Consider the following 26,710-nt stretch of genomic DNA (forward strand, 5'->3'; position numbering starts at 1 on the left):
GGCCCCGGCTCTCTCCGGGGTTCGTCGCTGGGTTCATTCGCTCGCGTGTGAGGGGCACTCGACCGCGCGGGGCAGTTCGTCTACCAGGTAATCCAGGAAGGCTCGCACCGAGGGCAGCCAACCCTGCCGAGCGGGCAGTACGGCCGTCAGACGCGAGTCGACTGCGCGCCAATGCGGCAACACCCGGACCAGCCTTCCCGTTGCCTCTTCCTCTCGGCACACGTAGCCGGGAAGCATGACCACGCCCAGGCCGGCACAGGCGGCCTGCTTCAATGCAACCATGTCGTTGCTCACGAAGCGGGCGGTAATTGGCACTATGGAAGCGGGCTCCTCCTCGAATCGAAGAGACCAGCTATTCGTCGTTCCCCGGCCGAGCGCGATGGCACTGTGGGTCACAAGATCATCGGGGTGGTGCGGAACGCCCTTGTCATGGAGATACGTCGCAGAGGCGAACAGATACCAGGGAACCGCTGCCAGCCTACGCTGCACGAGTGACGAATCAGGCAGCGGGTCGGCGTGTGCGCGAATGGCCAGGTCGTACCCTTCTCCAACAATGTCCGTCATGACGTCGGAGGCGTGCTGCTCGATACTGACCTTCGGATACATGCGCATGAAGGCGGGGAGGATTTCCCGCAACGCAAACTGCGCAACCGTCACGGACGACGTGATGCGGATCGTCCCACTCGGTTCGCTCTGCCGCTGGCGGCCGACATTCTCCGCGGCCTCGGCAGCCCGAAGCAAGGATTGCGCATGGCGGTAGAACTCGCCGCCCACGTTCGTCAATCCAAGTTTTCGGGAGCTTCGATTGAGCAACTGGACCCCGAGATCCGTCTCGAGCTGTTGAACACGCAGGCTCAATGTCGACTTTGACGCGCGCAGCACCCGCGCGGCAGCGGTAAATCCGCCATGGTTCACCACCTGCACGAAATAGAAGACATCTGTCAGGTTCAACATCCCGACATCATCCCATTTTCTAAAACGATGCGTCAGATTTTCTCTGGCTTCTCGAACGATGAATGAATCCATACAGTTCAGTTCTCAACTTTATGGAGTCGGCGATGTCGAGGTCTTTCTCTAAAAGGGCAGTTGTTCAATTGGCCGTCAGTGCACTGCTCATGGCACTTGGAACCGGTGCCATGGCGGCCGACACCAAGGCGGCACAACCCGGTCAAACCACCGGAGCTGACATGGTCCAGCCTGTGCCAAGACAATTGGAAATGCTGTCGCGCCAGAACACCGTGCTGCTTCTGGTCGATCAGCAGCTTGGCTTGTACACCGGCGTGCGCGACATCCCCGTGGCGGACCTCAAACACAACGTTGCTGCACTGGCCAAGGCCGCCAAGGCGCTGGGCATCCCGGTCGTGCTGACGGCCACCATGCCAGATGGCCTGTGGGGCCCGATCATTCCCGAACTGACTGCGGCCCTGCCCGGGGTGCCGGTCATCACCCGTACGGTGATCAATGCCTGGGACGACCCGAAGGTGCGGGCCGCCATCGAGAAGACCGGCCGCAAGCAGATCCTGGTTGCCGGCGTCTCGCTGGAGGTCTGCGCAGCGTTCCCCGCCATGTCCGCCAAGGCGGCTGGCTACGACGCGCGCGTGGTGCTCGATGCTTCTGGCACGTTCAATGAAGCCAAGCGGGTGGGCGGCCTGCAGCGGCTCACGCTCGCGGGAGTGCCGGTGACGGACTACGCCACCGCAGGGGTCGAACTGCTGGGGGACAACGCGGACCCGAAGGCCCATGACGTTTACAACGCGCTGGACATTCCCTTCGCGACGCTGGTCTGGCAGTTGAAGAACACCCCGCAATCCAAGAACCAGTGAGGACAGCCATGGGTACCCGGTATTCAAAAGTGGCGACTGCGACGGCGCAGCCGGTAGGCGCCGGATGCACCATCGCTCAGTTCCGGCACGACGCGTTCGGGGGCACGGCGATGTCACCCTTCGTGATGGTCGATCACTTTCATATGTGGCAGCCCACTTTCGACGTCCACCCCCACGCGGGGTTATCTGCGGTCACGCTCGTTTTCGAGGACACGAAGGGTTCCATGGTGAGCCGCGACTCGATTGGCAACAATGCGACGTTCGGTGCAGGTGACCTGCATTGGACGATGGCGGGTCGCGGGATCCTCCACACCCAGCTTCCGGCGGCATCGGCGCACATCCATGCGCTGCAGATTTTCGTGAATCTGCCGGCATCCCTGAAGCATCTGCCGCCGGATTCGTTCCACATCGGCCGCGACCGGATGCCTATCGTCGAAACAGAGGAGGGTACGCGTGTGCGCGTCGTTGCTGGAGATTTCCAAGGTCGGTCCTCCCCAACCCGGGCGCCCTGTCCCATCCTGATGCTCGATGTGCAGCTTGCAAGAGCCGGCGCGTCCATCGAAGTGCCTTTGCCGGGCGAATGGAATGCATGGGTGCATGTGGTCCAGGGGAGCGTTGTCGTGGACGGCAGTACCGAACTGCAGACCGATCAGGCCATCTGTGCCAGTGCCGACGGCACTGGCGGCATCGTCGGTCTGCGCACTGGCGAAGGGGCGCACTGCGTCGTGCTGGCAGCCGAGCGGATCAATGAGCCCGTCATTTCTCACGGGGCATCGAGGTCCATAACCCCTGACCAAATGGAGTGCAGATCATGACCACGAACAAAGTCGCCGTTGTGACTGGCGGCTCACGCGGAATCGGTGCAGCGATTGCCAAGAAACTCGCTGCGCAAGGCACGGCCGTTGCCATTGTGTACCGCGGCAATCGCGCGCAGGCGCATTCGGTCATCGACGCCATCACGGCTGCAGGCGGTACGGCCGCAGCATTCGCGGCAGATGTGGCTGATCAAGCAGCGGCGCAGAGCGTGATAGAGGCGATCGTGGCCCGATTCGGCCATATCGACATTCTGGTCAACAACGCCGGTGTGTTTGAAGCGCGCACTTTTGGCGACATCGACGCCGAGCACGTCAGTCGCGTGTTCAGCGTCAACATCGGCGGCGTCCTGAACATGACCCAGGTTGCTGTACCTCATTTTCCCGCTGCGGGCGGGCACATCGTCAACGTTTCCAGCAACCTCATCTACGCGCCACGTCCCGGGACAGCGATCTATTCGGCAAGCAAAGCCGCCGTTTCCGTCTTGACCAACGCCTTTGCCAAGGAGCTTGGCGCACGCGGGATCACCGTCAATGCCGTGGCGCCATCCATGACCAGCACGGACATGACCGCTGCCACCCCTGAAGCCCGTCGTCAGGCGGTCATTGCGGCCACGCCTGCAGGCCGCATTGGGGAGCCGGCAGATATTGCTGACGTCGTCGTCTTCCTGACTTCGGAAGATTCGCGTTGGATCACGGGGCGCACCATCCTGACTGACGGGGGCTTGACCGATGCGCTGTAGGAGGTTCCACGCATGCGTTCGACCCGCGCTTCGACTGGCCTGGGGCGTGTGCCTGCTGATGGTCACGTTGCACAGTTCTGCTATTGCGCAGAGCCAGCGGCCTTCGAAGGCTCTGACGGTGCTCGGATTTGAAGGGGCCTTCAACCTGCCGGTATGGATCGCACAGCGGAACGGCTATTTCGAACGTCAGGGTCTCATCGTCAAGCTCGAGTATCCAAAGGGGTCCGTCGAGGTCGTCGAGCGGCTGCAGGCGAACACCGGTCAGCTGGCGCTCACGAGCGTAGACAACGTGATCGCGTATGCCAACGGACAAGGCGAAACAACCTCCGGTTTGGCCGCGGACCTCGTCGCGGTCATGGGCGGTGACCATGGCTTGCTGTCCCTCGTCGCTCGCGCAGATGTGCGAACCGTAGCCGGATTGGAGCGCCGCTCTGTGGCAGTGGACGCGATGACCACTGGATTTTCCTTTGTCGCGCAAGAACTGCTGGCATCGGAGGGCCTGCAGACCAACTCGGTCGAGTGGCTGACCGCCGGAGGCACTGGGAGCCGCTATCGAGCGCTCGTCGCCGGGAAGTTTGATGCAACCTTGCTGCGCTCGCCGTTCGAGTATCTGGCAGGGCAAAAGGGGTTTCGCGTGTTGATACGTGCGCAGTCTGTCCTCCCGAAATACCTGGGAACCGTCGGAGCGGTTCGGAGCCAATGGGCCAAGGAACATACAGAGGAACTCGAAGGATTTCTGACGGCGTACCGGCAAGCACTGAACTGGTTCGCGCACGCCGACAACCGAGAGGCCGTGCTCGCGTTGCTCTTCGAGAACTTTCCCGAGCTTCGCGCAGAAGATGCTCGCAAGGTCTATGAAGACCTGCGCGATCCCGCGTTCGGACTGATACCGACACTTGAGATCGACGCGGAAGAGTTCGCCACCGTGCAGCGCCTCCGCGCCAAACACACGAGCGTGCCGATGCCCATCAGCGCCAAGCCGCTGATCGACCTCACCTACTTGCAGCGTGCACAAGCGCGCGCCGATTGGCAGGCGTTCTAGGCGGGCTGCATCGAGGTTTGCATGAAAAACGAACGACAACTTTTTTTAACCAAGGAAATCGAAAGATGACGACTTTCAACAGTGTCAAGATTGCGGCCCTGCTGGGCAGCGTCGGCGTGTTGTGCAGCATTCCGGCCGTGGCCGCGGAACACATGACCAAGAACGCGTATCAGACCGAGCGCGCCTTCTCGCCAGCAGTCGTTACCGAAGGCGGGAAGACCATCTGGTTGGCCGGATCCTCTGCGTTGAAAGATGCCATCGGCAAAGATATCGCATGGGATTTCGATGCGCAATTGAAGCGTGTCTGGGAGCAGATCGACGAGGTGCTCCACAGACAAGGGGGCACGCTCAAGGACATCGTGACCATTACCGTCTTCATCACTGATTCGCGCCTCGGCGACAAGGTGGTCGAGTCACGCAGGCAGATCTGGAGAGATGGTAACTATCCCGGAAGTGCTCTGATCACCGTGGCCAATCTGGCCAAGCCGGGCCTGCTCGTGGAGATCCAAGCAATCGCTGTGGTCGGTGACAAGCGGCCAGAAGCCGCCAAGTAGTGGCTTGATTCCGTCTCGATTTCACGTACAGCAAGAAGTTGGAAACGACGCATCTGAACAGCCGCATTGACGAGCTGCTTCCCCACAAATGGCAACGCCTCGGCTGACCCTGCTGGGAGCCGTCCGCGAGTTCAGTGCCCTCAGTACGCGCGGGTAAATCCGCCGTCGTGCAGCAAGTTCGCGCCGGTCATGTGATCCGAGAATGCACCGAGCAGTTGCTCGACGACCACGGCAACTTCTTCCGGCCTGCCGTATTTGGCCAGCGGAATGTTCGAGGTCTCGTCTGCCAGGCGCTCAGCGAGGCTGACGCCCGCCCGATCGGCGCGCCGTTGCACCGAGGCTGTGTAGTCGGGCGTCAGCGTGCCGCCGAGTGACAAGGTGTTGATGTGGATGCCACGCTCGCCCAAGGCGAACGCGAGCGTCTTGGCCTCGGCCAGCCAGGCACAGCGCAGGACGTTGCTCGTCGCATAGTTCCCGAGAGCTTGCACCGACGTGACGGCCGAGATGATCACTACCTTGACGCGCTGGCCCTGGGCCGGCTCGGGTTTCATCGCAGGGATAACCGCCTTCAGAAGCCCCAAGGGGCCGATGAAGCTGCGCTGGAACAGCGTGCGCCAGGTGTCGTTGGGCGGCAGGCAATCGTTCGTCGGAGTCATCTGCGGCGGCATCAATACAACGCCATCGAGCACGATACCCTGGTCGACGAGCCGCTCACCGAAGGCGGCGACGGCGACGTCGTCACCCATCTCCACTGGGATGGCTTCGTAGCGGCCTGGGCGAACCGACCTCAGCTCATCGCAAAGCGCAAGCAGCCTGCCTTCATCGCGAGCCGCAAGCACCAGCGCACGCCCCGATTGCGCCAGCCGGGCGCAGACGGCGCGTCCGATACCGCCGCTCGCGCCCGTGACAAGAACGGATCGGCTGTCATTGCTCATGGACGCGCTCCTTGGCACGGCGATCACCGCGGGTTGCAAGCTGCGCATTTTGCGCTCGCGGACCTCGCCTGGCACCGGTTGACTCGCAAGACGCCAGGCAAGGGAGGTAAGCGGGGGAAGGGCGGCGAGGCTGGCGTGTGGCGGCGGCCTCGCGCGCGGCCAGTGGGAGAGGCAGAATGCGTCCAACCGCCGGAATCGGCCACTATCCGACGTTCACTTGCCAGGCTCAATTCGCCTGAAAGCCGACGCTTGCGGCACGCTCAAAACAAACTCTGTTCGCGATAGGTGTGCTCGCGTTGAAGCGCACATACAAACTCGCAGCCATGAACAGGCAGCCAAGAACGGACATTCAGCCATGCGGCGGAAACCTCTTCGCCGCAAACGCTGACGGTACTCGTGGACCTACTCGGCCTTGATCTGGCCCTTCGTCACGATGGCCGAGAACTTGGTCTGCTCGCCCGTGATGAAGTCGGCGAACTGGGCCGGGCCCAAACCCACCGCAGTGACGCCGCCATCCTCGAAATTCTTGCGCACGGTCGGCAATTTCAGTGCTTCTTGCAAGGCGGCGTTGACCTTGGCAATGATCTCGGGCGGCGTCCCCTTGGGTGCAAACACGCCTTGCCACACCGATACGCGGGCGCCCTTCCAGGTCGGCACGCTGGCGCCCAGCACAGGTGCTGAAGGGAGCGCCGGCGAAGGCTTGTCGTCAAGCACGCCCAGCACCTGGACCTTGCCCGCCTTGGCCTGCTGCATCACCATCGAGATGGGCAGCACCGCCAGGTCGAGTTGATTGCCGGCGAGGTCAGTCACGATCTGCGGGGCCGCACGATAGGGCACATGCACCATGTCCACCCCACCCTCCTGCTTGAGCATCTCGCCGCCCAGGTGCAGCGAGGTGCCGACGCCGGAGGTTGCGTAGCTGTACTTCCCCGGGTTGCCCTTCATGTCCTTGTAGAGTTCGGCGGCGCTGCGGCTGGCCAGACCGGGCTTGGCGGCCAGCACGAGGGGCTGTGAGCCAAGTAGCGTGACGGGTGCCAGATCCTTCAGGCCGTCGTAGCGCACCGTGGAGGGCGTGACCATCTTGGCGATGACGATGGTGCTTTCCACCGACAGCAATAGCGTGTAGCCATCCGGCTTGGCGCGCACCACCTTCTCGGTGCCGATGACGCCGCCGGCGCCGGCCAGGTTCTCGATCAGCACCGGCTGGCCCAGCTTGGCTGACATCTCGGGCGCAACCCAGCGCGCCATGGCGTCCACGTTGCCGCCCGCCGCGTAGGGCACGAGCAGCGTGATGGGCTGGACAGGCCAAGGCGCATCGGCGGCGGCGGCCGGCGCCGTGGCCAGCGGCGCTACGGCCGCTAGCGCGAGGGCGCCCAGCAGAGTGCGGCGGACGGAAGCGGTGGCTTTCATGATCGGGAGCTCCTGCGAAAAGATGGAAGGGTTGAAGGAATTCAGGCTCGGATTGCTGACGGCAACTCGCGCTCCAGCGCCGCGATCTCGTGCTCGAAACGCTGACGCAGCATTCGCTTGGCATCGTCGTCCAGCCAGGAGGCGTCGACGCCGGCGAGGCTGAAGGCACGGGCCTGGGTCCAGCCCCACTCGCAGCCATCGAGCACCAGGGCGTAGGTGTCCGTGAGGCTGGTTTGGAACATGGCTGGGTCGTCGGTATTGAGGGTCGCCAGCAGCCCGGCGTCCACCATGGCGCGCACCGAACGCAAGCGCTTCTCGCGATTGCGGGTGACGCTGGTGACCCCGCAGACACAAAAGTACACGCCCCGTTCGCGCGCACGGCGCAAGCCCTCTTCGCTGGCCAGCAGGTTGTAGCCGTGGTCCAGTCGGTCGCAGCCCATGAGGTGGATGCAGTCGTCGACGTTGGAGGGCGGCGCCTCTTCCAGCGTCTGGTTGTCCTCGCACACATGGGCGGTGCGCTTCAAGCCGGCCCGACCGGCGAGTTGGAACAGCGGCGCCATCTGGGCCGGACTGCCCTCGCGCTCGGGGCCATCCAGACCCACGCCCACCACCAGTTCGTGCCGCAGGCGCACGATGTCGTCCATGGTCTGCTCGGCGCTCGCCATGGGCAGGCCGCGGTCCAGCGCGGCGATCAGCAGGGCCGAGCAGTCCCAATCGCGGCGCGCGGCGCGCACGCCCGCCACCAGGCCTTCCACCTGCACCCGGTAGGGCACACCCGTCGGCTGGTAGTACTGGGGGTTGAAGGAGAGTTCTACATGGCGCGCGCCGCTGCGGGCAGCATCCTCGATCGCCTCGTAGGCCACCCGCTCGAAGTCGCCTGCCGTGCGCAGCACCCGTCCGCCCAGACGCAGCACGTCGATGAAGTCGTAGAACCCGCTGTAGGTGTAGAGCGTTTCCAGGGGGCGCGGGAGCGTCTCTCCGTGCCGCCGCGCCAATTCGGCCAACGTGGTCGGCCGCACCGCGCCGGCCAGGTGGCAATGCAGATCGACCTTGGGCAGCCGCGCCAGAAGTGCGCGGGGCACGGCAGCGCGGTCGGTGGTGGGCAATTCGATGGCGGCACTCGTCATGCCCCGAACAATAGATGCGCGCAGGCCCGGTGCACAGCACAGCGCCGTGCAGCAGGTTATGACGCCGGTGTCATGACCTTGGAGCGGAGGGTGCTCGCGCGTGCCAAGGCGCCGATCTCTTCACGCAGCCAGCGCATCGCTTGATTGGCATGGGTACGCTCATGCCACACCAGACGATAGCGAAGCGGCTTGATTGAGGCCGGAAAGGGCACGATGGCAAGCTGGGGGTCGGCCGCCGCAAAGTCTTCCGCCAGCGATCGACCCGTCGTGAAGATCAAGTCGGTACGCGCCAGGATCGCCGGAACCAGGCCCAGGTACTGGGTGTGGACAGCGGTGCGGACAGCGGCACCCAACTCGGCCAACTGGTTGTCGATGACTGTGCCCTGGCCCGGCACGTGCTCCAGCGAGGCCAGGTGCCGGGCGCTCTGGAAATCCTTGAGGATCATGGGCCCGCGCGCCAACGGGTGGTCCCGCCGCATCAGGCAGACGATGGGTTCGCTCAGCAGGACGCTGGCCCGCAAATGCGCCGGCAGCTCGGGCCAGACGGTAATCACCAGGTCCACCTCACCATCGGCCAGCTGGCGGTAGTGCTCAAAGCGCATGCCAAGTCCCTGGATCACCAGATCGCATTCGGGCGCCTGGCTGGCAATTCGGGCGGCCAACTCGCCAAAGAAGCGCCTAGGCAGGAAGTCGTAGGCCGCGATGCGGAACGACAGTCGCAGGTCGGCCAGCGAAAGTGGCCCGGCCTGCGCGGTGAGCAGCGACATGTCGGCCAAGATGCGCCGTGTCGGCGTTACCAGTGACTGCGCCCGCTCGGTCAGCACCATGCGGTTCCCCACCCGCACCAGCAGCTCGTCACCGGTCAGGCGACGCAGCACGCCCAAATGTCGGCTCAGCGCCGACTGCGCGATTCCCAGCTTGCCCGCAGCGCGCGACACGCTGACCTCGGTCAGCAGCGCATACAGCGAGCGCAGTAGCGGCTCGTCCAACCGCCGGACGTTGTCTTCAAGAGGAGATGCGGCATTGGGCATGGCGCGAGTGTGCCGCAAAGGTTCATGCCTCACGTTCGGCCTTTTGCCGGACCAACTCGCGCACCGACCAGCGTTCGCGCAGCGCCTGCTGTTCATGGAAGCCCCGCTCCAGCGGGTCGTCGATCTTCAGCAGCTCGACGATGTGCGACCAGGTCAATGGGTGCGACAGCGTCGCACCTTTCGTCGCCAGGTCGGGATAGGCCAGGTAGAACTGGCGCAAGCGGATCAGGTTGCTGCGGCTGAAGCCCTTGCCGTGGCGCAGGCCGAGGTCGCGGCCAGGGTGTCAATCAGCGCCTTGCCGTACTTGGCGCGCACGTGCAGCCTGCTCGAACTTGACGATGTGGCGCCCACCTGCAAGTAGGTCTCGACGAGCTGGTGTGGCCAGCTTGAGGAAGAAGCCTGGAAGGTTTTCCACGGTGGCGGCTGAGCGATGGATTTGTCCCGGTGGACTTCAGCACGCGGCCACAAGCCGACCTTCACCGCGGCCGTTGCTGGCCGGGCGGATGGGTCGGTCCGGCTGAGCCCCGCTTGACTTCGACCCGTCGCCGCACCGTGCTGACACCGGCAAACCACGCATTGAGAGGACGTAGTCGCCTACAAAGACGACTAAATCGCTTAGCGTCCTTGCTGCAACCGATGCAGCCCTTGGTCTGTCAGGAGCTTGCCGCCTTGGCGGTCCATTTCCACAAATCCGTTCGACCTTAGGCGATTCGAGACTTTGATTGAGTTGGTCGGATACCGCCGGGCATTGGCCTCCTGGATAGCTTGGAGAGCACTCCACTGTTCGTCGTTGAGCTGAACTTTCTGGTTGGCCATCGCACTCTCCTTCAGCGGGCGGCCAGTATCGTCGCGCGTCTAACCAGCGCGCCACCTTGGAATGTCTCTTGCCAGGAAGATTGAATCGGAGTACGGAGAGGCGTTCACTCGCCGCTGAGGATTCCTTGATCTGCATCAGTTCCCGGCGCATATCGCGGCGTATCTTCAGTTCAGCGGCCGCCAGTTCGGATGACCGAGTCGGCCAGATGTCAGGCGCGGGCGGGACGACGCCTCTGCCTTCCCCTTGACGACGCCGTCAAACCGACCATCAAGGAGCGACTGCCATGACGATGTTGCGAAGAGCGGCACTTGCCGCATTGCTCACTGGCTTCATGAGCGCAGGAGCGGTGGTTTTCGCCCAGGCGCCGGCGCAGGCTCCAACCGCAATGTCTGCGCCGACCGACGCGCAAGTGCGCGAACTGCAGCAGCAAGTCGAGACGTTACAAAAGCAGTTGGACCAGCTCAAGGCCGCGCCCGACGCGGCCGCCCGCCAGCAGCTGATGCAGCAACACTGGCAGAGCATGCAAACCTACATGGGACAGATGCACGACCGGTGGGGGATGGGGTATCCGTGGATGATGGGACATCCATGGTCGACGATGGGACCCGGAATGATGGGGGGAGGTGCATCGTGGCCCGCGCCCCAGGGCGTAACGCCCGACCAATACAGCCAGCAGATGCGCGACTACACGCAGCGGATGCAAGAGCAGATGAACAAGATTGCGCAGACCACCGACCCGCAGGAGCGCCAACGCCTCATGCAAGAGCAATGGCGTGAGATGTATCAGGGCATGCAGACCATGCGCGGCAGGGGATGGATGTGGGGCGGCGGCATGATGGGTGGGGGGATGATGGGTAGCGGCCCGCCGCCAGGTTCGAGCCCGCTACCGGACGCCAAGTCCGCGGGCGCCAAGCTGGTCTCAACCTATTGCGTTCAGTGCCACGCAGCACCGGCGCCCTCACTGCATACCGCCAAGGAGTGGTCCAGCGTGACCCAGCGCATGCACATCCACATGGACAGTCGCTGGCAGAGCATCAACACGCCGACTGAACAGGAGATGAGTTCAATCGTCGCGTACATGCAGAAGCACGCTCGGCAATAGTCCCGTGCCTGGCGACGGCGCGGACCGCAGGAAGGTGCTGGTGCACGAGCGGGTTGAACGTCAGCTTCGTGGCAATGGGAACAGCCGGTTTGGGCAACTTGGCCCTGCCTTGGCCAGTTGCAGGATGCCGGCCTTGTCCTGGCTGGCGCCAGGCGCAGGAAGAGCGCGCTGGCCTTTTGCCGGACCAGTTCGCGCACGGACCAGCGTTCGCGCAGCGCCTGCTGTTCATGGAAGCCCCGCTCCAGCGGGTCGTCGATCTTCAGCGGCTCGACGATGTGCGACCAGGTCAATGGGTGCGACAGCGTCGCACCTATCGTCGCCAGGGCGGGATAGGCTAGGTAGAACTGGCACAAGCGGATCAGGTCGCTGCGGCTGAAGCCCTTGCCGTGGCGCAGGCCGAGGTCGCGGCCAGGGTGTCAATCAGCGCCTTGCCGTACTCGGCGCGCACCTGCGGCCTGCTCGAACTTGACGATGTGGCGGCCACCTGCCAGTAGGTCTCGACGAGCTGGGCGTTGACGAGCCGCACATCGGGCCGGTGCTCGTCGGGCCGCATGTTCGTGTTCTGGCTCTTCGCCTCGGCGAAGCGCCGCTCGTTACCGGTGCGGGGGGCGCGAGACGAACTCGCGCAGTGCGTCATTCGCTCGCGTTTGCCAGCCTGGGCCGGACGCCTTCAGCGCTTCCAGCACGCCCGCGTCCAAGCGGATGGTGGTCGACACCTTCGGCTCCGCCTTCGTGCTGCCCGCGGGCCGGCCACGCTTGCGCGTCGCCATCTGCTCAGGGGTGTGCACCGCGGCATGCTCGCCGCGCTTCATCTCGCCGACGGACTGGAGCAGGTCCTTTTCGAATTGCTCCATTTCCAGGTCTTTGGTCTTAGGCATCGAGGGCCTCCTTCAGCTTCATCAGGGTCGCAGCGGGGATGTTGTCGAACTTGGCCTTCACGTAGACCAGCAGCAGCACCAGGTCGCCGCGCTCGTTGCGGTTGAAATAAAATTTATTGTAGTAACGAATAAATCCAGCAAGGATTATTTTGTTCCTACAGAAAATAGGGGCAAGGCCATCGCCAGGAGTGCTTGATCCGCTTTCGGAGGCTGAGCGGCACCAAATTGCGGCCCCAGGGCAGATGTCCAACGAAGTGGCCGACTACTACGCCGAAGAAGGCTACGTGGTGCTCGTGCCCGACCTGTTCTGGCGCCGGCAGCCCGGTGTCGAGCTCGGCTTCTGCCTGGGCGGCAAGCTGGCCTGCATGCGTGGCCACGGAAGTCACCGGGGAAGTTGCAGGGGAAGTTCCCGGGGAAGTCCGGCGCGCACGGTCGCTCTTGAGTTCAACCGTAAGCGATTCGCGCGCGGGCAGCGAATCGCGCAACCGGCCGGCGGCTGGGTGAGGGAGGCAGGGCCATCGGCAATGGCATGGCATGGCACCCTACAACAGGGGCGTCACGCGGCCACAGGCGCCTTCGCAACCCTCTTCCTCCCCACCCCCACCCCCCCAGCCCCCGCAGCCCGCACGATGCGCCGAAAGGTAGGGCATTCCATATGGCTAGGCGCCGGGCAGGCGGCGGCGTGCCGCAGGCCGTCGCGCATGGCGCTCAGTTTGCGGATCGTCCGGTCGAACTCCTCCGCCTTGGCCGCGAGCATCTGGCGGTCGATGCGCGGCTGCCCCTCGGGCGCGAACATGCGCGCGATCTCATCGAGCGAGAAGCCGGCGGCGCGCCCCAGCGCGATCAGCGCCAGCCGTTCCAGCACGCCGGGATCGAACAGGCGGCGCAGCCCGCGCCTGCCGGTAGAGGCGATCAGCCCCTTTTCGTCATAGAACCGCAGCGTGGATGCGGGAACGCCGGATTGCTGCGCCACCTCGGCGATGTCCAGATGTCTCAACGTTCGGTGCCTTGCTTTCTGCCAGGTCGACGGCAGTGCGTAATACGTTCGACCGGAAACGTGCAGATTTCGTGATCTGCGAGAAATCGTTCAAGGTCGTCGCGATCATCGAGCTGGACGACAGCAGCCACGACGGCAAGAAGGCCCGCGATGAGATGCGCGATGCGCAACTCAAGGCTGCTGGGTATCGCGTACTTCGCTATCGGGGCATCCCCAACATTGACCGAGTGCAAGCGGACTTTGCGTCGCCTCCGCCCCCCACCCCGGGCCAAGAGGGGTGGGTTAGGGTCGACCCCACTTGAGTTCAACCGGCGGTGATCGAGACCGCCTCGCGATGCTCGAAGGCAGTCGAGATCGCGGTCCCTCGCCGAGGCGACCTTGCTCCAGCTTGCCGAAAACCAGGCTGGATGGCGTGGCGCGAGCATCGTGAAGCGCGCTGGAGCCGGCAGGCCAAAGACCAGCAAACAGAGGAGTAGCGCGACGGGCAGAATGCGGCCCCCAATCGCGGAAGTCAATGACAGCGCTCGGCTTCGCCACGATACCTCGACCCGGACCTGCGAGATGGTGACAAGGCGTCGTGCGGAGCCTCTCTCGCTCGCGCTCGAGGCGGGAGAAACTGAGACAACGGCCCGCTCGTAACGGACACACGGTTCGGCACCGGGTCGTTCGCCTCGACTTTCGCCGGACGCAATCACCCCGGGCAGACAACCTCAAGTCCTCCAAGTCCGGGACCGTCGTGTTTGAGGCGGACCCTGCGCACCGGAAGACCGACTTCCGAGTTCCTCAACTTGCCCGATGACTTGGCCATAAATGTGAGCAAAGTCGCAATCGTGCGTAGATAGCGTGTCGCAGCTTTCGAGTTTTCGACATGGCTTGATAGACTGACCGCGGTTCCCGGCTGCTAAGCATCATGCGAGGTGGCTTCCAACAACAATCAAACTGAAGAAATTGCAATGGCAACTCGAATCGCACTGCGTCACAAGGAAACTGGTCTCATGAAGAACGGGTTCTACGGCTTTTCGTGGACGACATTCTTCTTTGGATTCTTCCCGGCACTGTTTCGGGGTGACTTCATTACGTTCATTGGTGGCTTCGTCATTGCTGTCATCGTCGGCCTGCTGACGTTTGGCGTTGGCGCCTTCTGCATCGGCATCGTCTGGGCATTTATGTACAACAAGTACTACACGCGAAAGCTTCTGGAGCGCGGCTATGCGCTGGCGGGTAGTGAAGGCGAGAACGCCTTGGCAGCTTCGGCCCTCGGTATGGCCATGCCCATCGCGTCTGCCGCCTGACCCACATTAGTTCGTTCGAGGTGCTCTCAAATCCGATTCGCAGAGCGACGTACGACCTCAAGGCAAGGCAGCCGGCACCGACTTCTAGCACCGGCAAGCCGGCCGACTACGCCGCGAAGCCCCCGCCACCTGCACCGTCGCCCGCGCTGGGAAAGAACTTGCTGAAACCTCCGGCCAGCGCTTCACGGAATGGAAAAGACAAGCCCCACGATTCAGCGGCCGGGAGTTCAGCGGGAGGGGAAACTCCTTCGGCTCAACCGGCCGCAGAAGCCACGCCCGCGGCGCAAACGCAGGGCCTGCCTTTCTTTGCCTATGTGGTCATGGCGTGCTTTGTCGGGGGCGCCACTTGGCCATCGAGATTTGTAAGCAGCGTGGCAATGGCCTCGACAAGCTGCCGTTTGGCGAGCAGATTTTCAATGCCCAGTTTTGGGACTTGATGGCTCGCCCGACTGGCTCTCTGCTTCTCGGAGCCACGATAGCGTGGGCACTCGCGCGCCGAGTCTCTTGGCTCAAAGAGAGAGCGTCTTTCGTCGCTTTTGCAGTAGTCCTCCTCTTGTCCTACCAAGGGCTCAAGTAGCCATCGCTACAACTTTCGTGTGGAAATACGCGCGGCTCGCGAGAAGACGCACCCTCGTTCAGGCGTTATATAGACAGAAAATATGGCCACCATTTGCCCGAATTGTGAATCCAAGAAGATCGATAAACGAAATCATGCAACCAAGGTCGGCGCGGGCGTCGGTGCCGCAGCTGGTGGCGTTGCTGGCTATGTTGGGGCCAGTGCGGGTGCCGCAGCTGGTGCAAAAGCTGGACTGGTTGTAGGTGCTTTTGCTGGCCCCGTCGGTGCTGCTCTTGGCGCTACCGCTGGAGGTGTCGCAGGTGCCGTGCTAGGTGCACTTACAGGCGGCGCTGGCGGAACTGCTGTAGGTGGCGCTGCCGATGCGGCAGTTGATAAATTTGTGCTCAACAACTACGAATGTCTCGCTTGTGGACATACCTTCTCTGAGTAGTACACGCCCATAACTGTTCGTCGCAGCCGACCGTGTTTTCACACGGCCTCGGCCCCAAGCCGACCTACAGCGGAGGCCAAACCTGCCCGGAAGCGGTCGTGGAATACGAAGCCGCCATGACCTGACTCGGCCCCCTTCCGGCGCACAACCGCGCGAGAGGGCTTCGTCGACATCGGCGGATTGGCCGGGCAGCATCTTCCTCGCGCCTATCTGAGCACGTAGCTGGCGAGCACGCTTTGCACCTCGTAGATGCTGAGCTTCTTGTTGAACTGCTTCTGTATCGGAGCGGGTGTTCCTGAGATCCAGATCTTGAGCTCGGCATCGAGATCGAAGGTGCCAGCCGTCTCGATGCTGAAGTGCGTGATGCTCTTGTAGGGAATCGAGTGGTATTCGGTCTTGCTTCCGGTGATGCCCTGTTTGTCGACCAGCACGAAGCGCTTGTCGGTGAATACGAAGTAGTCTCGGACTAGCTGATAGGCGTGCTCGACCACTTCCCCGGCGGCCAGGATCTGGCTGAACTCACGCTGAATCTTAGCCGGGTCGATCTTGGCTGCGTTGCCAAGCATTCCATCAAGTAGTCCCAAGGTTGCTCCTAGAAATTCCGTCAACATGCGTGACCGTTGCCGATCGTCGAAGGCCGCGCGAGCGCAGCGTGTCAGTAATGTACTGGAGGCCGGACTCTTCCTGCGCTCGGCCGTACCCGCTTCAAGCCCATGCGCGCCGTGGGACAAGCACTGCGAGTACGAGTTCGGCACCCGCAATGCCGACGACACGATGGGCACGATGGTGGCCGAGCCCCAAGGTACGTGTGCGCCAGTGTCCTCATCACCATTGATGATTCGAGGTGGCGCCCCGGGACGTAGAGTCAGTCCTCCTTCTTCCGCCGAGGCTCGTCATGGCGCTTACGAACGGACATCACATCTTTGCGGGTCTGCACGAGAGCGCCGTCAACAAGGTGATGCAGGCATTTCGCAAAGCGAGGCCGAAGTATTTCTTCTATGCCTGCCCGCCCCTGGGATCGGGCGTTCCTAGCATCGACTTCTGGATCATTCCCCCGCTTCCCGTTCCTGGAACGAACTCGGGAATGCCGATCTCGGTGCGCATTCTTGAGATCCAAGTCGATTTCACGCCAGCACAGTCCGGCCTTGCGTTGCCACCGCCCTTGATCCTCGGCGCGAACCAGTTTGCACTGTCGGCAACGGTCGAAGTCTGCTTCCTGTGCGGCGTGCTGCAGAAGATGCCTGTTCCCAGGGAGCAGGAGCGGGAACGCGAAGGCCGTCGCCAGGACTCTCGAAAGAATGAAGCAAGAACACACAGTGATTGCGCGAAGCTCTCCATCTGGGCCATAGGCCACCCCACCTCGAGCGCTAACAGCAAGGGCGGACGCGACATCGGATTGCACGTCGATCAGATCGTCGTCAAGGAAGTCGGCGCGCTCGAGTCGCTGCTCCAGTGCTACAGCGAAACGATGCTGAATTCGCTGTTGGATGCGCTGCGCTACCCGGTGGAGCGGTTCGCCCTCGGCGCTTTCGGATTCCTGGGGCTCGTCGACGGACCCTCGATCGCCGATGACCAGCTAAAGATCTGGGCAGACATCAGCTGAGGTTCGATCATGGACGCTACGCTCGCAATCAGTGAGACCGGAGTCAACGTCGTACTCGACAAGGCGATCGCCCTTGCCAAGGCGTCGAAGTCGGACTCGGGAACCTGGGGACCGTTCTTTGCCAACTACTCGGCGTCCGTGGCATTGAGCGGCGGGACCGCCACGCTGCAGAACGCGCCGGCCAATCGCCTGGACCTTACCGGCGTCAACGTCTCGGGCTTCGTCTCCGGCAGCGTGGGCTTCGACCTCGGGCTCATCCTTCCGAAGGTATGCATACCGCCCGTCAGGCTCTGCGTGAAGATCCCTTTCCTGGGTCGGGTTTGCACGCCTCAGTTCTGCGTGACCTGGCCGAGCGTGCACGTCGGGTTCAACCTGCCGTTTGCCTTTGGACTGGACGCATCATTCGGGTTTCAAGTCGACGATCTCGGTGCTCAATGGGGCATCGTCTTGCTGGTCGACCCCTTCTCGGCGCGATTCGACCTCACCCCGATGGGGTCGCTCCTTGTCGATGCGATCAAGACGGAAGTGACGAACACGCTGTCCGGGATTCCGCTCATCGGTGGATTGATCGCCGACCTCGTCAATACCGCGATCGGTGCGTTCAGTGGTGTCCTCAGCGCCCTTCTCGGCGCCTTTGGATTCCTCATCAACACGATCCTGTCCTTGCTCGACCTGCTCAACGTCACGATTCCCTTTGTGCTGTTGCGCTTCGACAAAACGCAGACATTCATCCCGGCCAATGTGCCATTGGGCGGAGGTGCACCGGTGAATCTGACCATTGCGGTGTTGGGGGCCGAGGTTCTCGATCGAGAACTCGTCGCCTCCGGCCAACTGGCGTAGGAGATGCCATGGACTTCCTCAACTCGCGCCACCTGACATCGCACAACGGCTATGTCCATCCATTCCGCGAAGCCGGTGTCTTTCAGTATGCGGCCATGGTGGGCACGCATCGAGAGTCGAGCGAATCCGGACAGATCACCGTCGAACCCGGCGGCGCAGGAGAAGGCGAGGGAGAGCAGCACGACATCGTGCTCCACTGGGAAGCCGCGGCGGGAAGATTCCTCCCGAACGAGTTCGAGCGGAGCAAGACGATCAAGCAGAACGACTTTGTCGTCTTCCAGTTCGAGGCTGCGGGCTTCGGGCAGCCCCCCTGTTTCATCCTGGTCCAGCAAGGCGGGCGGACCGTCGGGGACAGTCGTAGCCTGCGCAAGCACGATGCCTTCACGCACTTTTTCCTGGAGCCTGGCGACTACACCTACACACTGGGTCGTGCCAGCTACCGCGTCAGCGTCGCGGATCATCGCGACGCAGCCGCTGGGGATGAGCACGCGAGGGCCGGGCAACCCGTCCTGATCATGGTCAACGGCGAAGACGTCGACGTCAGGCATGTCCGGATCGTTGCCGGTCAGACCGTGATCTGGGCGATCGAATCCGGCGAGAACGTGTCAATCATCGCTGCCCCCAGGCCGGCGCCGAACGACCAGGCGAGCGCCTAGCACCTTCCCCGTAACCCAGTCACGCTGCCTAGCAGGCCCGCAGACTCGTAGTTCATCGTTTTGAGGATGACAAGACCGCGCACCTGGGCCTGAATTCGAGCCGCAATGAGCACCTTGCACCCCACCTCGTCACATTGCATGCGGTGGTTTATGTAGCTACAATAACCTCATGCAGGTAACCTTCGACCCAGCGAAACGAGCCAAGACGCTCGCAGAGCGGGGCCTGGATTTCGCTGATGCCGCCATCGTGTTCGAGGGCGACACCCTGGAGGTCGAAGACGACCGCAGGGACTACGGCGAAGTCCGCATCATCTGCTTCGGCTTGCTGGCCGGGCGCATGGTGGTTGTCGGCTATTCCCCGCGTGGCGCGGATCGCCACGTCTTCAGCATGAGGAAAGCACATGAACGCGAGCAAAACCGCATCGGCCCGCACCTTGGGCTCTGATTTGGCGAAGGTGGACAGCCACCAGGTGCAGGCTTCCGAGTACGACGAGCTGCCGGAACTGTCGGATGACATGCTGGCGCGAGCAACGGTGAACCGCGGCGGCCGGCCGCGCTCGGCATCCAGCAAGGTGCTGCTGTCGGTCCGGTACAGCCAGGAGGTGGTCGACTTTTTCCGGGCGACGGGCGACGGCTGGCAGTCCCGGATGGACGGCGTGCTGAAGGAATACGTCGCGCAGCATTCGCGTAGATAGGGAGCGCGCAGGCGGGTTGGGCTGGTGCTCAGACCCGCAGGGAAAATGTCCAACAAGCTGTTGGACATCTGCGTCATCCGGCCAGGCCTCGGCAGAAGCCCCGCATACGATAGCGGCACCGCGCGGACGCACACTAGTCCCTCGGCGCCTTCGCAACCCTCTTCCTCCCCACCCCCACACCCCCACACCCCGGCCCCCGCAGCCCGCACGATGCGCCGAAAGGTAGGGCATTCCATATGGCTAGGCACCGGTCATCCAGCGCGACTGGGAAATGAAGCAGGAGCGGCGAACGCCCGACTACACGACTGTGTGGGCCGAGATGCCCACCGTTCGAGCGAAATTGTTCCGGCATACCGAAACAAATGCCTTCAGCGACGCGTAGGAGTCATTGTTCCGTAATGTCGAAACTAATAGTGGATTTTCAGTTTTCGGTTTATAGTTTCGGTAAACCGAAACAATATGGCCCGCACACTTCCTGAATTCCAGCAGAACCTGAGTCCAGCCGCTGCATCCCTTGAGCAACTCGGCAAACTCGTGCGAAATCGACGCGCCCAGTCGCGCATGCGCATCGACGACGCTGCTTCCCTCAGCGGAGTCTCCAGTGACGTGCTTTCGCGTTTGGAGAACGGCAAGCCGGTGACCGCGGACAAGCTCATGCTGGTGCTGGAGAGTCTGGGCCTGCGCATGCTCGTCGTGCCCAAGACCGACATTCCTGCCCTCGAAGCAGTGCTTGGCCTCTCTGCGAGCGAGGGTCGGTGATGGAAGGGTACATCCTGGGCGTGTACGCGGGAGCCGTGCGCGTCGGCACGTTGGGCTATGACCAGGCTCAGGATGCCTTCCAGTTCGACTACGACGCTGCCTGGCTGGCGTTGCCAAGCCGATACCCACTCTCGCCACATGTGCCCTTGGAGGGTGGCGCGGCGCCGCAGGCCATCCGCCGTTTCCTGGAGAACCTGCTCCCTGAAGGCGAGGCACTGGTTGTGGCGGCCAACGATGCTCGCGTGGCGCGCAACAACGTCTTCGGGCTTCTTCGCCACCTCGGACATGAGACTGCTGGCGCGCTGAGCTTTGTCGCTGCCGGCCAGGTGCCGGCTGAGCAGGAGCCACTGCGCCGGCACCTGCCGTTCGAAGAGCTGCAGGCACGGATCGACAACCGCGCGAACGAACCCTTCAACCGGTGGGACGGCAAAGTGCGCATGTCCATCGCCGGGCACCAGGACAAGCTTCTGGTGGCCATCGAAGAAGACCAACTGTTCCTGGTCGACGGGGTGCTGTCGTCTACGCACATCCTCAAGCCAGAGCCTGCGCGCGAGGAAACGAGGTTCATGGTGGCCAACGAGCATTTCTGCATGCAGCTGGCCAATCGCATCAGCATGCGGCGCTGGAAGGCGCCTGGTGCCGCGCACGTGAGCATCCTGCGGGTACCGTCGCCGGTCTTGAGCATCGAGCGATTCGACCGCCGCAGGACGCCGGACGGTGTCGAGCGGTTGCACATCATTGATGGGTGCCAGGCGCTGGATTTGTCGGTGAGTGCAAAGTACGAGCGTAACGTGGGGGCTCAACCGGAGGTGCGGCACATTCGCGATGGAGCCAGTTTCGAAAAGCTCGGCACGCTCAGGCCCGGGTTCGTCGAACCAGCGCTGGGGATGCAGCGCCTGGTCCTTTGGGCGGTCACGACCCTGCTCTTCGGCAACAGCGATTCGCACGGCAAGAACATCTCGTTCTTCGTCAACCGCACAGGGCTCACCCCGACGCCGCTGTATGACCTGGTGAGCGTCGTGCAGTACGCGGCGTTCCATCACGACCTGGCGATGGCATTCGGGAATGAGTTCGAGCTGGAAGCAGTGCGCTCGTTCGCGCTTGCAGACTTCTGCGTGCGCATGGGCATTGAACGCAGGTACTTCGCACGCGAGCTGACGCGACTCTGCGAGTTCGCACTTCAAGAGGCGCCGGCGCAGGCGGCGGACCCCGCGTACATGGGAGAGGAAGTCGCTTTCGTGCAGGGCCTTGCTCAGTTCGTGGCCACCCGAGCGGAGGCCTTGTTGGCCATGGCGCGCGACATCCCGAAATTCGCTGCGGACAACTTCTAGTCGTTGAGTCCTGTCCAGTTCCTCCGCCTTGGCCGCGAGCATCTGGCGGTCGATGCGCGGCTGCCCCTCGGGCGCGAACCCTCGGCGATGTCCAGATGTCTCACCCTCTTGACCTCAAGTCGACTTGAAGTTGCGCAGTCTAGCTTCCGCCTCTTGAGGGCAAGCAAAGGAAGACGACCATGGATGCCATCACGCACCCGACCGACAACGTCGTGCTGCCCGTACCGCAGCCGACGTCGATCACCCGGTGCCCGGACACGGCGCGGACCGCTTCGGCGAGCCGGTCTATCAGGCCCATGCGTTTCCTTTGACTATGATTCCAGGAGCCCATAGGGGCTCATAGAAGCTCATAGAGGTTCATAGCAGCCCATATCAAGCACCTGGCGTCACCGTATAGCTGGCCCAGCGCCGCTCGCCATGCTGCACCAGCCGACCCTGCTCCTTCATCCGCTTCAGCAGCTTGGCCGCCTGATCCGGCGAAAGGCGGCACAAGGTGATCACGTCAGCGCGCGTCACACGCCCGTGATGCATCGCGTAGCTCAGTACCATCTGCTCGTGCTGGATCGCCGCGAAGCCGGCTTGCCGCGTATAGCCAGCCTTGTCGCCGTCAGCCTGATAGACCCCAGGGGCCAGCGTGTAGGTACGTCCCTTGGTCGCGCCGTGCGCCTGCGCGAGCCCGGCTTCGAGCAGCGCCTCTAGCGTGCGCCTGGCTTGGGCCGGGTCGCGCTGAATATGGGAGGCCAGTTCCTCGGTGGTGAGCCGCTTGAGCTCACGCAGGGCCGCTAGCGCGATCAGGCTATCGATAGGCAAGGCAGCGCCGCGTCGGCCTTCTTCGCTCACCACCAGCCTCAGGAAGGCCTCGTCGGCGTCCACCGTGGCGAGTTGCAGCACCACGTTGTGGGTATCGGTGCGTCGGTAGTCGGGCTCGGGTCGACCCAAGCGCAACATGCCTCGATAGATCTTGTCGACGCCCCGGCCCGATCTCTCGACCACGCCCACGCGCTTCATCGCGTCGGCCAGCGCACGGTTGCGTGGTCGCGGCTCCGTCGTCAGCAGATTGGCCAGCGTTACGCCGTCCACCAGCCCGCCGGAGTTGCTGATGGTCAGGCCCTCGTCGTCCAGCCGCACATGCACGGCACCCAGGCGGTGATAGTCGCGATGGACCAGCGCATTGGCCACCGCTTCACGAAACGCGCCCATGTCGACCTTGGGCACCGGCACGCGGAACAGGCCGACCTGGATCTCGCGCTCCGGGTTGTAGGGGCGGAAGTTGGTCTCCAGCCAGTCCAGGGCCTTGAGCAGCGGGAAGCGGCGGAATTCATTGAAGCCGACCGCCTCGCGCGCCAGCACTTGAAAGGCGAACTCGTGCGTGGGCACCAGGTCACGCAGTGACTGCTCGCGCCCGACCAGCAGCAGGCCGGCGAGCGTGGGCAAGCGGCTGCCGTCCGCTTGGCGGGCCGCAAGACCCAGCGCGCCATCGAGCGCCTCGTCATCCAGTTCCAGCAGCACGCGATCGCCACCATATTGCTGCACGCTCTGGCGCAAGCGCTCGCGCTCCAGCGGGTCGAGGTCGGCCAGGGTGGCGCCCGCCACCACCTGTGCCGACGCATCCATCAGCCCGAAGCTGGACGCCCGACTGGAGCGCTCGTGCGGCAGCATCGCAACGCATTCGGGCTGGCCATCCGCCTTGAGCCGGCGCCGCAGATAGACGCCGCCCGTGGTCGCGACCTCGCCGTGCGCCTTGGGCACCGCGATACGGGCCACCGCCACGCCGTCGATAGCCATCGATGTGACAGAGACGGTTAGCGACGGCGAAGTACGCGCGGCCACCAAGCCAGGCAGGCCGGAAAGCTGCATGTGCTCGGCGTGCAATCCGGAGGGCGTGCCATCGTCTTCCACACCCAACCAAAGTTCTCCGCCCTCGGCGTTGGCCAGGCATGCAATCGCCTCCACCAACTCGCGGTCGGACAGGCGCACACGGTCGCTCTTGAATTCGACCGTGAGCGATTCGCGTGCGGGCAGGGAATCGGCGTAGCCGGAGGGCGGGCGGGTGAGGGAGGCAGGGCGCTCGGTCATGGCCTGGCAGCCTACAACAGTCGCGCCACGCAGATGCGAACTAATCCCCCAGCGCCTTCGAAACCCTCTTCGTCCCCACCCCCACCCCCCAGCCCCCGCAGCTCGCACGATCCGCCGAAAGGTAGGGCATTCCATATGGCTAGGCGCCGGGCAGGCGGCGGCGTGCCGCAGGCCGTCGCGCATGGCGCTCAGTTTGCGGATCGTCCGGTCGAGCTCGTCCGCCTTGGCCGCGAGCATCTGGCGGTCGATGCGCGGCTGCCCCTCGGGCGCGAACATGCGCGCGATCTCGTCGAGCGAAAAGCCGGCGGCGCGCCCCAGCGCGATCAGCGCCAGCCGCTCCAGCACGCCGGGATCGAACAGGCGGCGCAGTCCGCGCCTGCCGGTGGAGGCGATCAGCCCCTTTTCGTCATAGAGGCGCAGCGTCGATGCCATTGATCCGAGGCCGACGACGATCGCCGCTCGGCTTTCGTCATCCGCCTGCCGGTGCACGCGGCTACACGCTTGACCACGGAGTCACCGGGGGAGTCCCGGGGAAGTTCCCGGGGAAGTTGCTCTGCTGCTGTGTGCCATGACCGGCGACATGGTGCGCCAGCCAATGCAGCGCTGGGCTGCGCCACGGAGGCGCACGGAGTCGCCACGGGTTTCGCCATCCTTCTGATACTCAATCGGCACACCGCCGACCAGCAGACGATGGAAGTGGCGGTTGGCCGAGAGACGGGCGGGGATGCCGAGATCGAGCACCTGCTTGAATGCATCTTCGCGGGCGGCGGTCGGAATGTCTGGATTGAGATTGTGGATCGCCTCGCGCAGGCGAAATGGCAGCAGCACCTGGTGGTAGTTGGCGCGCTCAGGTGTGGGGCCGTCGTGCGCAATGTCGGGGCCATAGCGGTGCGCGTAGCCCACGTCCTGCAACCAGCCCAAGGCTTCCTGTTCGAGCTGGTCTTCAGTCATGGCTGTGCGTCGGAGTCGTCGAGGGCACCGAGCGTGCCCAAATCGTTGGCCAGCTCCGCTTCGATCGCGGCGATGCTAGGCAGGCTGTGTTCCAGCGCATCGGGCAGATCGCGCAGCAACTGATACTCGGCCACGCCGATCGGCTTGTCGATGCCTGACAGCGCGTATTCGGCGACCAGACGGTTTTGTTGCTTGCACAGCAGCAGGCCGATGGTGGGCTTGTCGTCGGGGGCCTTGATTTGCGCGTCGACGGCCGAAAGGTAGAAGTTGAGCTGGCCCGCATGTTCGGGTTTGAAGGCCGTGGCCTTGAGTTCCACCACTACATAGCATTTCAGGCGCGTGTGATAGAAGAGCAGGTCGATGAAGAACTCGTCGCCCGCCACCTCCAGGCGGAACTGCCGCCCGACGAACGCAAAGCCCGCACCGAGTTCCAGCAGGAAGCGCGTGATGTGGCGGATCAGACCGTTTTCGATCTCGCGCTCATGCGCGTCATCACCCAGGCCCAGAAAGTCGAACAGGTAAGGGTCTTTGAGCGTGTCGTGCGCCAGTGCTGAATCAGGCGCCGGCAGGCGAGCCTGAAAGTTGGTGACCGCCGTGCCCTGGCGCAGGTGCAGGCGGTTTTTGATATTCAGCGCCAGCGTGCTGCGCGACCAGCCTTGCTGCACCGTCTGTTCGGCGTACCAGGCGCGATCTGGTGTCGCATCCAGCTGGGTCAGCAGGGTGACGATGTGGAACCACGGCAATTGGTCAGCGGGCTGCTGACCAAATTGGCCATCAGGGCAATGCTGGGCAAAAAACCGCATGTACTTGAGGTTGCTGGACGACCAGCCGCGCATGTCCGGAAACGCGTCCTTCAGGTCGCGCGCCAAGCGGTCGATCACCTTGGCGCCCCAGCCCTCGCGCGCCTGCCGCGCCAGGATGTCGCGGCCGATCTGAAAGTACAGCGACACCAACTCGCGATTGACGGCCAGCGCCGCGCGCTGCTGGGCGCTGTGGATGCGGATCTTGAGCTCGGCCAGCCAATCGGCGTAACCGGCTGGCGGCTGGGTGAGGGAGGCGGGGCGCTCGGTCATGGCATGGCAGCCTACAACAGTCGCGCCACGCGGACGCGAACTAGTCCCCCGGCGCCTTCGCAACCCTCTTCCTCCCCACCCCCACACCCCCAGCCCCCGCAGCCCTCACGATGCGCCGAAACGTAGGGCATTCCATATGGCTAGGCGCCGGGCAGGCGGCGGCGTGCCGCAGGCCGTCGCGCATGGCGCTCAGCTTGCGGATCGTCCTGTCCAGTTCGTCCGCCTTGGCCGCGAGCATCTGGCGGTCGATGCGCGGCTGCCCCTCGGGCGCGAACATGCGCGCGATCTCGTCGAGCGAGAAGCCGGCGGCGCGCCCCAGCGCGATCAGCGCCAGCCGTTCGAGCACGCCGGGATCGAATAGGCGGCGCAGCCCGCGCCTGCCGGTAGAGGCAATCAGCCCCTTTTCGTCATAGAACCGCAGCATCGATGCCGGAACGCCGGATTGCTGCGCCGCGAGAATCGGCCAACAGCGGACATACACAGTTCCGCGTCGACTGTCCGCTTGAGACTGGTTGCAGACCAGTGCTCCTCACGATAGATAGTGTCAAGTAATAGCCTGGAAATACTCAAAATGATGGATTGGGTCCCTATAGCCTTCATTACGTTCAAGATTCTCGTGTTCGGCACGGGCATGTTCTTCGCCATCAAGTGGCATTATGAGCAAGGGAAGAAGGGGAAGGAGAAGCAGAGCGCGGTGCTACGCGCGGGCGGCAAGGTGGCCGCAGTCTTCGTGCTATCGCTCCTGGGCCTTTCGCTCCTCACCTTCGGCCTTAGCAGGATGCTCGGTTTGGACTTGACCTTCCCATGATGGCAAAGAATAGTCGGCCGATATCCAGTTGTGCGGCAGCCATTCCCCGATGCGGCCATTGGACAGCGTCGGCACGCGGGTCAGTACGTCACTTCGGATTAAGTAGCGTGGGCCGGTTCGGGGGCGAGATTGTCAACACGAATGTCCGCACAGCGCTAGCGTGCGGTCCTCCGTGTTGCCCTTATCGGAAGGCCGCTTTCGGCCAAGAGCGGAACTACGCCACGGACATCCAGTTTTCGCCCGGAAGCGCCTGCCAGACGCTTAAAAATCAATAGGACTTCCCGAACCATGAAAACCCAGTACTACACATCTACAAGCCTTGATGGATTTCTGGCGACCGAGGACGAC

35 protein-coding genes and 3 pseudogenes are annotated in these 26,710 nt (G+C 63.4%); 19 read left to right on the top strand and 19 right to left on the bottom strand.

From position 1 onward, the window contains the following. Nucleotides 1–33: 33 nt before the first annotated feature. Nucleotides 34–1,026, bottom strand: coding sequence for a LysR substrate-binding domain-containing protein (locus AC1DYK_RS28850; RefSeq protein ID WP_478169418.1), 993 nt, complete (start codon nt 1,024–1,026; stop codon nt 34–36). A 110-nt stretch (nt 1,027–1,136) separates the two neighbouring features. Between AC1DYK_RS28850 and AC1DYK_RS28855 the strand changes: the two genes are divergently transcribed. The 5 genes from AC1DYK_RS28855 to AC1DYK_RS28875 all read left to right on the top strand — a co-directional run bounded on the left by AC1DYK_RS28855 (nt 1,137) and on the right by AC1DYK_RS28875 (nt 4,974). After that, the gene (locus AC1DYK_RS28855) at nt 1,137–1,823 is read left to right on the top strand and encodes an isochorismatase family protein (protein ID WP_478169419.1); all 687 of its coding nucleotides are present in this window, start codon (nt 1,137–1,139) and stop codon (nt 1,821–1,823) included. An 8-nt stretch (nt 1,824–1,831) separates the two neighbouring features. Continuing rightward, nucleotides 1,832–2,638, top strand: coding sequence for a pirin family protein (locus tag AC1DYK_RS28860; protein ID WP_478169420.1), 807 nt, complete (start codon nt 1,832–1,834; stop codon nt 2,636–2,638). Next, a complete protein-coding gene (locus tag AC1DYK_RS28865) occupies nt 2,635–3,378 on the top strand; it encodes an SDR family NAD(P)-dependent oxidoreductase (protein ID WP_478169421.1) in 744 nt (247 codons plus the stop codon). The genes AC1DYK_RS28860 and AC1DYK_RS28865 overlap by 4 nt, the downstream gene beginning before the upstream one ends. Before the next feature lie 46 nt (nt 3,379–3,424). Then, the gene (locus AC1DYK_RS28870) at nt 3,425–4,420 is read left to right on the top strand and encodes an ABC transporter substrate-binding protein (protein WP_478169422.1); all 996 of its coding nucleotides are present in this window, start codon (nt 3,425–3,427) and stop codon (nt 4,418–4,420) included. Between the two features lie 65 nt (nt 4,421–4,485). Beyond that, complete coding sequence (locus AC1DYK_RS28875) at nt 4,486–4,974, top strand: RidA family protein (protein ID WP_478169423.1); 489 nt, start codon at nt 4,486–4,488, stop codon at nt 4,972–4,974. A 140-nt stretch (nt 4,975–5,114) separates the two neighbouring features. Here the strand turns inward: AC1DYK_RS28875 and AC1DYK_RS28880 are convergent, their stop codons facing one another. From AC1DYK_RS28880 to AC1DYK_RS28910, 7 genes are all read right to left on the bottom strand, one after another. Continuing rightward, nucleotides 5,115–5,909, bottom strand: a complete 795-nt coding sequence (locus AC1DYK_RS28880) for an SDR family oxidoreductase (RefSeq protein WP_478092229.1) — start codon at nt 5,907–5,909, stop codon at nt 5,115–5,117. Nucleotides 5,910–6,311: 402 nt separating this feature from the next. Continuing rightward, nucleotides 6,312–7,319, bottom strand: coding sequence for a tripartite tricarboxylate transporter substrate-binding protein (locus AC1DYK_RS28885; RefSeq protein ID WP_478169424.1), 1,008 nt, complete (start codon nt 7,317–7,319; stop codon nt 6,312–6,314). Between the two features lie 41 nt (nt 7,320–7,360). Beyond that, nucleotides 7,361–8,446 (bottom strand): adenosine deaminase, encoded by a 1,086-nt coding sequence (add, locus tag AC1DYK_RS28890; protein ID WP_478169425.1) that lies wholly within the window; start codon nt 8,444–8,446, stop codon nt 7,361–7,363. 56 nt (nt 8,447–8,502) lie between these two features. Further along, complete coding sequence (locus AC1DYK_RS28895; protein ID WP_478169426.1) at nt 8,503–9,477, bottom strand: LysR family transcriptional regulator; 975 nt, start codon at nt 9,475–9,477, stop codon at nt 8,503–8,505. A 22-nt stretch (nt 9,478–9,499) separates the two neighbouring features. Then, nucleotides 9,500–9,697 (bottom strand): DUF1016 N-terminal domain-containing protein, encoded by a 198-nt coding sequence (locus AC1DYK_RS28900; RefSeq protein WP_478169427.1) that lies wholly within the window; start codon nt 9,695–9,697, stop codon nt 9,500–9,502. Between the two features lie 5 nt (nt 9,698–9,702). Further along, nucleotides 9,703–9,957: a hypothetical protein gene (locus tag AC1DYK_RS28905; RefSeq protein ID WP_478169428.1), complete on the bottom strand. Its 255-nt coding sequence runs from the start codon at nt 9,955–9,957 to the stop codon at nt 9,703–9,705. Nucleotides 9,958–10,092: 135 nt separating this feature from the next. After that, complete coding sequence (locus AC1DYK_RS28910) at nt 10,093–10,293, bottom strand: hypothetical protein (protein ID WP_478169429.1); 201 nt, start codon at nt 10,291–10,293, stop codon at nt 10,093–10,095. A gap of 284 nt (nt 10,294–10,577) precedes the next feature. Here AC1DYK_RS28910 and AC1DYK_RS28915 point away from each other — a divergent pair, with 284 nt between their 5' ends. Next, nucleotides 10,578–11,396, top strand: coding sequence for a hypothetical protein (locus AC1DYK_RS28915; protein WP_478169430.1), 819 nt, complete (start codon nt 10,578–10,580; stop codon nt 11,394–11,396). A gap of 212 nt (nt 11,397–11,608) precedes the next feature. On the opposite strand, the pseudogene AC1DYK_RS28920 reads toward AC1DYK_RS28915, so the two are convergent. The 5 genes and pseudogenes from AC1DYK_RS28920 to AC1DYK_RS28940 all read right to left on the bottom strand — a co-directional run. After that, a pseudogene (locus AC1DYK_RS28920) lies at nt 11,609–11,749 on the bottom strand (PDDEXK nuclease domain-containing protein); the annotation flags it as partial. 5 nt (nt 11,750–11,754) lie between these two features. Further along, entirely contained in the window at nt 11,755–11,949 is a 195-nt protein-coding gene (locus AC1DYK_RS28925) for a hypothetical protein (RefSeq protein ID WP_478169431.1), read from the bottom strand. 40 nt (nt 11,950–11,989) lie between these two features. After that, entirely contained in the window at nt 11,990–12,274 is a 285-nt protein-coding gene (locus AC1DYK_RS28930; RefSeq protein ID WP_478169432.1) for a BrnA antitoxin family protein, read from the bottom strand. After that, nucleotides 12,267–12,524, bottom strand: coding sequence for a hypothetical protein (locus AC1DYK_RS28935; protein WP_478169433.1), 258 nt, complete (start codon nt 12,522–12,524; stop codon nt 12,267–12,269). The genes AC1DYK_RS28930 and AC1DYK_RS28935 overlap by 8 nt, the downstream gene beginning before the upstream one ends. A 306-nt stretch (nt 12,525–12,830) precedes the next feature. Continuing rightward, nucleotides 12,831–13,271: a helix-turn-helix domain-containing protein gene (locus tag AC1DYK_RS28940; protein WP_478169434.1), complete on the bottom strand. Its 441-nt coding sequence runs from the start codon at nt 13,269–13,271 to the stop codon at nt 12,831–12,833. Between AC1DYK_RS28940 and AC1DYK_RS28945 the strand changes: the two genes are divergently transcribed. From AC1DYK_RS28945 to AC1DYK_RS28955, 3 genes are all read left to right on the top strand, one after another. Continuing rightward, nucleotides 13,220–13,573: a DUF2726 domain-containing protein gene (locus AC1DYK_RS28945; RefSeq protein ID WP_478169435.1), complete on the top strand. Its 354-nt coding sequence runs from the start codon at nt 13,220–13,222 to the stop codon at nt 13,571–13,573. The genes AC1DYK_RS28940 and AC1DYK_RS28945 overlap by 52 nt on opposite strands. A gap of 615 nt (nt 13,574–14,188) precedes the next feature. Then, nucleotides 14,189–14,563 (top strand): hypothetical protein, encoded by a 375-nt coding sequence (locus AC1DYK_RS28950; protein ID WP_478169436.1) that lies wholly within the window; start codon nt 14,189–14,191, stop codon nt 14,561–14,563. A gap of 659 nt (nt 14,564–15,222) precedes the next feature. Next, on the top strand, nt 15,223–15,570 hold the full coding sequence (locus tag AC1DYK_RS28955) for a hypothetical protein (RefSeq protein WP_478169437.1): 348 nt from the start codon (nt 15,223–15,225) through the stop codon (nt 15,568–15,570). A 206-nt stretch (nt 15,571–15,776) separates the two neighbouring features. On the opposite strand, the gene AC1DYK_RS28960 is transcribed toward AC1DYK_RS28955, so the two are convergent. Continuing rightward, entirely contained in the window at nt 15,777–16,154 is a 378-nt protein-coding gene (locus tag AC1DYK_RS28960) for a PH domain-containing protein (RefSeq protein ID WP_478169438.1), read from the bottom strand. Between the two features lie 311 nt (nt 16,155–16,465). On the opposite strand from AC1DYK_RS28960, the gene AC1DYK_RS28965 reads away from it, so the two are divergent. From AC1DYK_RS28965 to AC1DYK_RS29005, 9 genes are all read left to right on the top strand, one after another. Further along, nucleotides 16,466–17,173, top strand: a complete 708-nt coding sequence (locus AC1DYK_RS28965; RefSeq protein ID WP_478169452.1) for a hypothetical protein — start codon at nt 16,466–16,468, stop codon at nt 17,171–17,173. 9 nt (nt 17,174–17,182) lie between these two features. Next, entirely contained in the window at nt 17,183–18,013 is an 831-nt protein-coding gene (locus AC1DYK_RS28970; protein WP_478169439.1) for a hypothetical protein, read from the top strand. An 8-nt stretch (nt 18,014–18,021) separates the two neighbouring features. Next, nucleotides 18,022–18,669, top strand: a complete 648-nt coding sequence (locus AC1DYK_RS28975; RefSeq protein WP_478169440.1) for a hypothetical protein — start codon at nt 18,022–18,024, stop codon at nt 18,667–18,669. A gap of 169 nt (nt 18,670–18,838) precedes the next feature. After that, entirely contained in the window at nt 18,839–19,114 is a 276-nt protein-coding gene (locus AC1DYK_RS28980) for a BrnT family toxin (RefSeq protein WP_478169441.1), read from the top strand. Then, on the top strand, nt 19,071–19,364 hold the full coding sequence (locus tag AC1DYK_RS28985; protein WP_478169442.1) for a BrnA antitoxin family protein: 294 nt from the start codon (nt 19,071–19,073) through the stop codon (nt 19,362–19,364). Before AC1DYK_RS28980 ends, AC1DYK_RS28985 begins: the two co-directional genes overlap by 44 nt. Nucleotides 19,365–19,617: 253 nt before the next feature. Continuing rightward, entirely contained in the window at nt 19,618–19,746 is a 129-nt protein-coding gene (locus AC1DYK_RS28990; protein WP_478169449.1) for a DUF4113 domain-containing protein, read from the top strand. 77 nt (nt 19,747–19,823) lie between these two features. Continuing rightward, a complete protein-coding gene (locus AC1DYK_RS28995) occupies nt 19,824–20,123 on the top strand; it encodes a helix-turn-helix domain-containing protein (RefSeq protein ID WP_478169443.1) in 300 nt (99 codons plus the stop codon). Next, complete coding sequence (locus tag AC1DYK_RS29000) at nt 20,123–21,454, top strand: HipA domain-containing protein (RefSeq protein ID WP_478169444.1); 1,332 nt, start codon at nt 20,123–20,125, stop codon at nt 21,452–21,454. Before AC1DYK_RS28995 ends, AC1DYK_RS29000 begins: the two co-directional genes overlap by 1 nt. A gap of 179 nt (nt 21,455–21,633) precedes the next feature. Next, complete coding sequence (locus AC1DYK_RS29005) at nt 21,634–21,765, top strand: hypothetical protein (protein WP_478169445.1); 132 nt, start codon at nt 21,634–21,636, stop codon at nt 21,763–21,765. A 61-nt stretch (nt 21,766–21,826) separates the two neighbouring features. On the opposite strand, the gene AC1DYK_RS29010 is transcribed toward AC1DYK_RS29005, so the two are convergent. The 5 genes and pseudogenes from AC1DYK_RS29010 to AC1DYK_RS29030 form a co-directional block, all read right to left on the bottom strand. Then, nucleotides 21,827–23,530 (bottom strand): ATP-binding protein, encoded by a 1,704-nt coding sequence (locus AC1DYK_RS29010; protein WP_478169450.1) that lies wholly within the window; start codon nt 23,528–23,530, stop codon nt 21,827–21,829. 66 nt (nt 23,531–23,596) lie between these two features. Beyond that, nucleotides 23,597–23,962 (bottom strand): annotated as a pseudogene (locus AC1DYK_RS29015) (helix-turn-helix domain-containing protein); the annotation flags it as partial. A 186-nt stretch (nt 23,963–24,148) separates the two neighbouring features. After that, nucleotides 24,149–24,481: pseudogene (locus AC1DYK_RS29020) on the bottom strand (type I restriction endonuclease); the annotation flags it as partial. Beyond that, a complete protein-coding gene (locus tag AC1DYK_RS29025; RefSeq protein ID WP_478169446.1) occupies nt 24,478–25,554 on the bottom strand; it encodes a PDDEXK nuclease domain-containing protein in 1,077 nt (358 codons plus the stop codon). The gene AC1DYK_RS29025 and the pseudogene AC1DYK_RS29020, both read right to left, overlap by 4 nt. 40 nt (nt 25,555–25,594) lie before the next feature. Continuing rightward, nucleotides 25,595–26,014, bottom strand: a complete 420-nt coding sequence (locus AC1DYK_RS29030; RefSeq protein WP_478169451.1) for a helix-turn-helix domain-containing protein — start codon at nt 26,012–26,014, stop codon at nt 25,595–25,597. A gap of 111 nt (nt 26,015–26,125) precedes the next feature. Between AC1DYK_RS29030 and AC1DYK_RS29035 the strand changes: the two genes are divergently transcribed. Next, a complete protein-coding gene (locus tag AC1DYK_RS29035; RefSeq protein ID WP_478169447.1) occupies nt 26,126–26,362 on the top strand; it encodes a hypothetical protein in 237 nt (78 codons plus the stop codon). Nucleotides 26,363–26,710 lie beyond the last annotated feature (348 nt).

The sequence above is a fragment of the Variovorax sp. P2_H12 genome (assembly GCF_056403395.1).